This is a genomic window from Methylophaga sp. UBA4204, assembly GCF_002379485.1.
Taxonomy (GTDB): domain Bacteria; phylum Pseudomonadota; class Gammaproteobacteria; order Nitrosococcales; family Methylophagaceae; genus Methylophaga.
Genome location: NZ_DFTU01000087.1, coordinates 34,131 through 39,718 on the forward strand (window position 1 = coordinate 34,131; position 5,588 = coordinate 39,718).

The 5,588-nt window shown below is 45.8% G+C and carries 8 protein-coding genes; 6 read left to right on the top strand and 2 right to left on the bottom strand.

Going from position 1 to position 5,588, the window contains the following annotated elements:
- A partial coding sequence (murJ, locus tag B3182_RS12610) for a murein biosynthesis integral membrane protein MurJ (RefSeq protein WP_292752990.1) occupies positions 1–759 on the top strand: 759 nt, incomplete at its 5' end.
- Between the two features lie 47 nt (positions 760–806).
- On the opposite strand, the gene B3182_RS12615 is transcribed toward murJ, so the two are convergent.
- Both B3182_RS12615 and fnr read right to left on the bottom strand, forming a co-directional pair.
- Positions 807–1,487 carry an OmpW/AlkL family protein gene (locus tag B3182_RS12615; protein WP_292358633.1) on the bottom strand — a complete coding sequence of 227 codons (681 nt, stop codon included), beginning with the start codon at positions 1,485–1,487 and terminating at the stop codon, positions 807–809.
- Positions 1,488–1,587: 100 nt separating this feature from the next.
- Complete coding sequence (gene fnr / locus B3182_RS12620; protein WP_292358631.1) at positions 1,588–2,337, bottom strand: fumarate/nitrate reduction transcriptional regulator Fnr; 750 nt, start codon at positions 2,335–2,337, stop codon at positions 1,588–1,590.
- A 97-nt stretch (positions 2,338–2,434) separates the two neighbouring features.
- On the opposite strand from fnr, the gene hisB reads away from it, so the two are divergent.
- The 5 genes from hisB to hisI all read left to right on the top strand — a co-directional run.
- A complete protein-coding gene (gene hisB, locus B3182_RS12625) occupies positions 2,435–3,028 on the top strand; it encodes an imidazoleglycerol-phosphate dehydratase HisB (RefSeq protein WP_292358629.1) in 594 nt (197 codons plus the stop codon).
- A 49-nt stretch (positions 3,029–3,077) separates the two neighbouring features.
- Positions 3,078–3,713 (top strand): imidazole glycerol phosphate synthase subunit HisH, encoded by a 636-nt coding sequence (gene hisH / locus B3182_RS12630; protein ID WP_292358627.1) that lies wholly within the window; start codon positions 3,078–3,080, stop codon positions 3,711–3,713.
- A gap of 25 nt (positions 3,714–3,738) precedes the next feature.
- The gene (gene hisA / locus B3182_RS12635; RefSeq protein WP_292358625.1) at positions 3,739–4,488 is read left to right on the top strand and encodes a 1-(5-phosphoribosyl)-5-[(5-phosphoribosylamino)methylideneamino]imidazole-4-carboxamide isomerase; all 750 of its coding nucleotides are present in this window, start codon (positions 3,739–3,741) and stop codon (positions 4,486–4,488) included.
- A 1-nt stretch (position 4,489) separates the two neighbouring features.
- Complete coding sequence (gene hisF / locus B3182_RS12640) at positions 4,490–5,263, top strand: imidazole glycerol phosphate synthase subunit HisF (protein WP_292358623.1); 774 nt, start codon at positions 4,490–4,492, stop codon at positions 5,261–5,263.
- A partial coding sequence (gene hisI, locus B3182_RS12645) for a phosphoribosyl-AMP cyclohydrolase (protein WP_292752993.1) occupies positions 5,260–5,588 on the top strand: 329 nt, incomplete at its 3' end. The genes hisF and hisI, both read left to right, overlap by 4 nt.

Sequence of the window (5,588 nt, forward strand, 5' to 3'; positions counted from 1 at the left end):
ATTTCATGGCTGTATTATTCTGATCGACTGGTCGAATTTCCATTAGGCATCCTGGGGATTGCACTGGCCACTGTAATATTACCCAATCTCTCGAAGAAACACGCCACAGCCTCCATGCAGGAGTTTTCACACACCATTGACTGGGCGTTACGCTGGGTATTTTTAATCGGTACTCCTGCTGCTATCGGCCTGATTATTCTTGCTGAACCGTTGTTGCTTACCTTGTTTCAATATGGCGAATTCACGCCAAATGATGCCCATCAGGCATCATTAAGCTTGATGGCATATGGTTTGGGCTTATTGCCGTTTATTTTTATCAAGGTACTTGCACCGGGCTTTTATGCCCGTCAGGACACCAAAACCCCTGTCAAAATCGGCATTATTGCGATGATAAGCAATATGGGACTGAACATTGTGTTGATGATTTATCTGGCCCATGTGGGGCTGGCTTTAGCCACGGCTTTATCAGCGATGCTCAATGCTGGCTTACTGTATTACACACTTCGAAAAAAAGCAGTCTATCAACCCATTGCTGGCTGGGGCTTATTTTTTGTCCGTATGCTGCTCGCCAATATCGTATTAGTAGCGTTCTTGTTATGGGTAACGCCGATTAATGGCGATTGGATAAGCTGGAGTGGCTGGCATCGGTTTGGCATATTGATGGGGCTGATAACGACTTCTGCAATTGTTTATTTTGCTGTATTAACGCTATGTGGCGTCAGGCTGAAAACATTAGTCACACCACAAAGCCAGGAATAAAAAAAGCCCTCCATCAGGAGGGCTTTTTTAGGGCCTTAGAGAGGAATTTAGAAACGGCGGCCTATACCGATACCATAAACAAAGGGATCAATATCAGCATCAATTTTTGCGCTATTGGTGCCAAGTACATTTTTGAAACTGGCTGTCGTATCAATGTCCAGATATTTGACATCCATATTGATAAACCAATCCTGATTGATGGCAATATCCACCCCGGCTTGTGCAGCCCAACCCCAGGAGCTGTCCAGTTTGACCTTATCGCCTGGACTGCTAAGTAAAGAACTGCTCGGAACTTCTTCATCAAAGAAGTAGGTGTAGTTCACCCCGGCCCCGATATAAGGACGAATATTTGAGCCTGGCAAAAAGTGATATTGCAGCGTCAATGTGGGTGGCAGTACTTTAGTATCAATGACGTCACCCAGAGCAGCCCAGCTTTTCTCACCGGTAACCGTGTGTTCTGAATAACCTAAAATCAACTCTACTCCCCAGTTGCGGTTGATCATATAGGTAATATCCAGTTCTGGAACCGTATCGCTATCGACTTTTACCCCTTTAAATCCAGTATCTGCACCATTGAGGCTGAGAGTGCCGCTGCTATCATTTGGATTCACATTGATAACACGTCCCCGTATTAACCAGTCACCGGCCTCATAAGCCATCACGGTTGAAACAGGGCTGGCAAGACCAGCAGCAAGCAGGATTGAGGAAATCAGGGGAATTTTTTTCATGGCACGACTCCGAATAATGATCTGTTGTGGAACACAATTTCAGATCATACGGAGTATCTGGAGATCAACATTGATCCAGGTCAATAAAGTGCGGTTCAGGCTATCCGCAGCGTTGTTTTAATGCTGGCAGGTCTAAAATCGTTACTTCTTTGCCCTGAATCGACAATAGCTGCTGATCCTGTAACTGGGTAAATAAACGACTGACCGTTTCAATCGCCAATCCCAGATGGTTGGCAATATCCCCACGGGACATGGTCAATTGAAATGACATCGACGAGTAACCACGTTCACTGAAACGTTGTGATAGAGACAGTAAAAAACTAATCAGCTTTTCCTGGGCGGTTTTTTTGCCGAGAGACAACAATAAATTTTTATCCGATGACAATTCTTTGCTCAAACGGGTCATCAATTGATTTTGCAACTCCGGGATAGTCGCACTGAATTCCTGCAGGCGCTCATAAGGCAATTCGCAAACACTGCTGGCTTCAAGTGCCCGGGCTGTGGATAAATAACGTTGCTGGTAAATTGCATCCATACCAATAAATTCACCGGGGAAATAAAAGCTGGTGACCTGTTCGCGCCCATCCGTCGCAGAGATCGTGGTTTTGAACGAACCAGAACGAACAACAAAGATTGTTTTAAAAGTAGAGGAGGGTTCAAACAGAATCTGGTGGCGTTTATATCCAGCACTGCGTTTAATGATTTGATCGAGCTTGGTCAGGTCATCCCGATGCAGCCCCAAGGGCAGGCATAACCGATACAAAGCACATGATTGACAGGCGAGCTGATGATGATGTTCAACCTTAGCCAAGTCCTCAAATAATGGCGTAATCACCCGAGCTTGTGTCATTTTATTATCCGTAAAAAAGTCACAGGACATGATAACGCTTCAAACCCGCCACTGAAACAGTTATTATTTGTTTTTATTTCAGTTTTCAGGAAAGCAAATGACCGTTCGTAGCGCCACTGTTGCGCGTAACACGCTCGAAACTCAAATTGAAGTCTCCATCAATCTGGATGGAAGCGGAAAATTTCAATCCGAAACCGGCGTGCCATTCCTTGATCACATGATGGAACAGATTGCCCGTCACGGTTTATTCGACCTGCAAATCAACGCCAAAGGCGATCTGCACATTGATGCTCATCATACCGTTGAGGATGTTGGTATCACAATTGGTCAGGCATTAAAAAAAGCGCTGGGGGATAAAAAAGGTGTGGTCCGTTATGGTCATTCCTATGTCCCACTGGATGAAGCTTTGTCTCGTGTAGTATTGGATTTATCTGGCCGACCCGGCTTTGAATTCGATGTGACATTTACTCGAGACAAAATCGGTGAATTTGATGTTGATTTGTTTTATGAATTCTTTCAGGGTTTAGTCAATCATGCCGGTATTACATTGCATATTGATAATCTTAAAGGCCGAAATGCGCATCATATTGCTGAAACCATTTTTAAAGCGTTCGGTCGGGCCCTGCGAATGGCTGTCACATTAGATGAACGAGCCTTACAGCAATTGCCATCCACCAAGGGCGCATTATAATCGGTTAACGATTTTATAACTCTCACATTCTAGAGCAGGTCTTTGTTTTATGCGTTGCGTTGCAGTTATTGATTACGGCATGGGTAATTTACGCTCAGTCTCCAAAGCATTGGAAGCCGTAGCTGATAACCACACTAAAATTCTCGTTACCGCTGATCCGTCAGAGATTCGGGCAGCAGATCACATCGTATTCCCGGGTGTCGGCGCGATTCGTGACTGTATGGCGGAACTCAAAAAACTTGAACTCGACAGGCTCATCTGTGAAATGGCCAGCAAAAAACCTTTTCTGGGAATTTGTCTGGGTATGCAGGCTTTATTAACGCATAGTCAGGAAAACCAAGGCTCGGCTGGATTGGACATCATTGAAGGTGACGTTCTGTATTTTAAAGAAGCGGTTGAGCAGGGCCTGAAAGTACCACACATGGGCTGGAATGAAGTCGAACAAACCTGCGTCCACCCCTTATGGCAAGATATACCACAGAATAGTCGCTTTTATTTTGTTCATAGTTTTTATGTACAGCCTGCCGATGAAACCAAAATCTCTGGTCGTAGTCATTACGCTTTACCTTTTGCAGCAGCGTTGGCGCATGAAAACCTTTTTGCAGTACAGTTTCACCCCGAAAAAAGCCAGCATGCCGGCTTACAGTTATTGAAAAATTTTATTAATTGGGACGGTCAGTCCTGACATTTTGTTTGATGGAGAAAGCGTTATGTTATTAATCCCTGCCATTGATCTTAAAGAGGGTCACTGCGTTCGATTGCGTCAGGGACGCATGGAAGATAACACCGTATTTTCAGAAGATCCGCTGGCGGTTGCAACCAGATGGGTTGAAGCCGGTGCCAAACGTTTGCACATGGTGGATCTGGACGGTGCTTTTGCGGGTAATCCGGTTAACGCTGATGTTATTCATCGAATTTGCGCTGCATTTCCTGATCTTGATGTACAGGTTGGTGGTGGCATTCGTGATGAAGACACCATCCAAACCTACCTGGATGCTGGTGTTCGCTATGTCATTATTGGCACAAAAGCCATCAATGCTCCGCATTTCGTTGGCGATGTTTGTGCCGAGTTTCCGGGTCATATTATTGTTGGTCTCGACGCCAAAGACGGCAAGGTTGCAATCGATGGCTGGTCCAAGTTGTCCAATCACGATGTCATCGATATTGCCCAACAGTTTGAACAGGATGGTGTTGAGGCTATTATTTACACCGATATCAGCCGAGACGGCATGATGCAGGGTGTTAATCTTGAGTCCACTCGTGACCTTGCTCGCGCCATTAATATCCCGGTAATTGCTTCCGGCGGTGTCAGCAACTATGACGATATCAAGGCCCTTTGCCATTACGAATCAGAAGGTGTTATGGGGGCCATTATCGGCCGTGCAATCTATGAAGGCACCATCGATCTGGCGGAAGGTCAATCGCTGGCTGATCGTTTGAATCCACCGTTACAGTTCTGATATGGCACTGGCAAAACGCATAATTCCCTGTCTTGATGTTGATGCCGGTCGTGTCGTAAAAGGTGTGCAGTTTGTCGATATACGTGATGCCGGCGATCCAGTTGAAATTGCCAAACGTTATGATGAACAGGGCGCAGATGAACTGACTTTTCTGGATATCACTGCCACACATCACAACCGTGACACCATGGAAGATGTTGTCAAAGCTGTTGCCAGTCAGGTATTTATTCCACTGACGGTTGGTGGTGGCATTCGAACTGTAGCGGATATTCGTCGCATGCTGAATGCTGGCGCAGATAAAGTTGGTATTAACTCTGCAGCGGTTAAAAACCCGGATTTTGTTCGTGAAGCTGCCGAAAAATTTGGTTCGCAATGCATCGTGGTCGCTATTGATGCCAAACGTGTTTCTGCAGAGGGTCAGACACCAAGATGGGAAATTTTTACCCATGGTGGTCGCCAACCAACCGGCATTGATGCCGTAGAGTGGGCCAAAAAAATGGTTGAGCTTGGCGCTGGCGAAATTTTACTGACCAGTATGGATCGTGATGGCACCAAATCCGGTTTTGATTTAGAGCTAACCCGAGCTGTCAGTGATGCGGTTGTGGTACCGGTGATAGCCTCTGGTGGTGTGGGTAAATTGCAGGATCTGACTGATGGTATCAAATTAGGTCATGCCGATGCGGTACTGGCCGCCAGCATCTTTCATTTCGGTGAACATACTGTCGGCGAAGCCAAGCAGCAAATGGCAGAACAAGGCATTGAGGTACGTTTATGACGGCATGGCTGGAACAGGTCAATTGGGGAAACGATGGCTTGCTTCCCGTTATCACACAAGAGTTTTCAACTAAGCAAGTACTTACTTTAGCCTGGATGAACCGTGAGTCATTACAGCTAACGGCTGAAACTGGCCACGCTGTTTATTGGTCAAGATCCCGGCAAAAACTGTGGCATAAAGGTGAACAATCCGGCCATCAGCAAATCATCAAATCTATACGTATTGACTGTGATCAGGATGCCATTTTGCTTGAAGTTGAACAGATAGGTGGCATCGCCTGTCATACTGGTCGGCATCATTGTTTTTTCACGGAACTGCAAAATGG

What these genes read in the sequence shown, in the direction of transcription:
- B3182_RS12615 (WP_292358633.1), bottom strand. Translation starts at nt 1,487, where the DNA reads ATGAAAAAAATTCCCCTGATTTCCTCAATCCTGCTTGCTGCTGGTCTT.
- hisH (WP_292358627.1), top strand. Translation starts at nt 3,078, where the DNA reads ATGCGTTGCGTTGCAGTTATTGATTACGGCATGGGTAATTTACGCTCA.
- hisA (WP_292358625.1), top strand. Translation starts at nt 3,739, where the DNA reads ATGTTATTAATCCCTGCCATTGATCTTAAAGAGGGTCACTGCGTTCGA.
- hisB (WP_292358629.1), top strand. Translation starts at nt 2,435, where the DNA reads ATGACCGTTCGTAGCGCCACTGTTGCGCGTAACACGCTCGAAACTCAA.
- hisF (WP_292358623.1), top strand. Translation starts at nt 4,490, where the DNA reads ATGGCACTGGCAAAACGCATAATTCCCTGTCTTGATGTTGATGCCGGT.
- fnr (WP_292358631.1), bottom strand. Translation starts at nt 2,337, where the DNA reads ATGACACAAGCTCGGGTGATTACGCCATTATTTGAGGACTTGGCTAAG.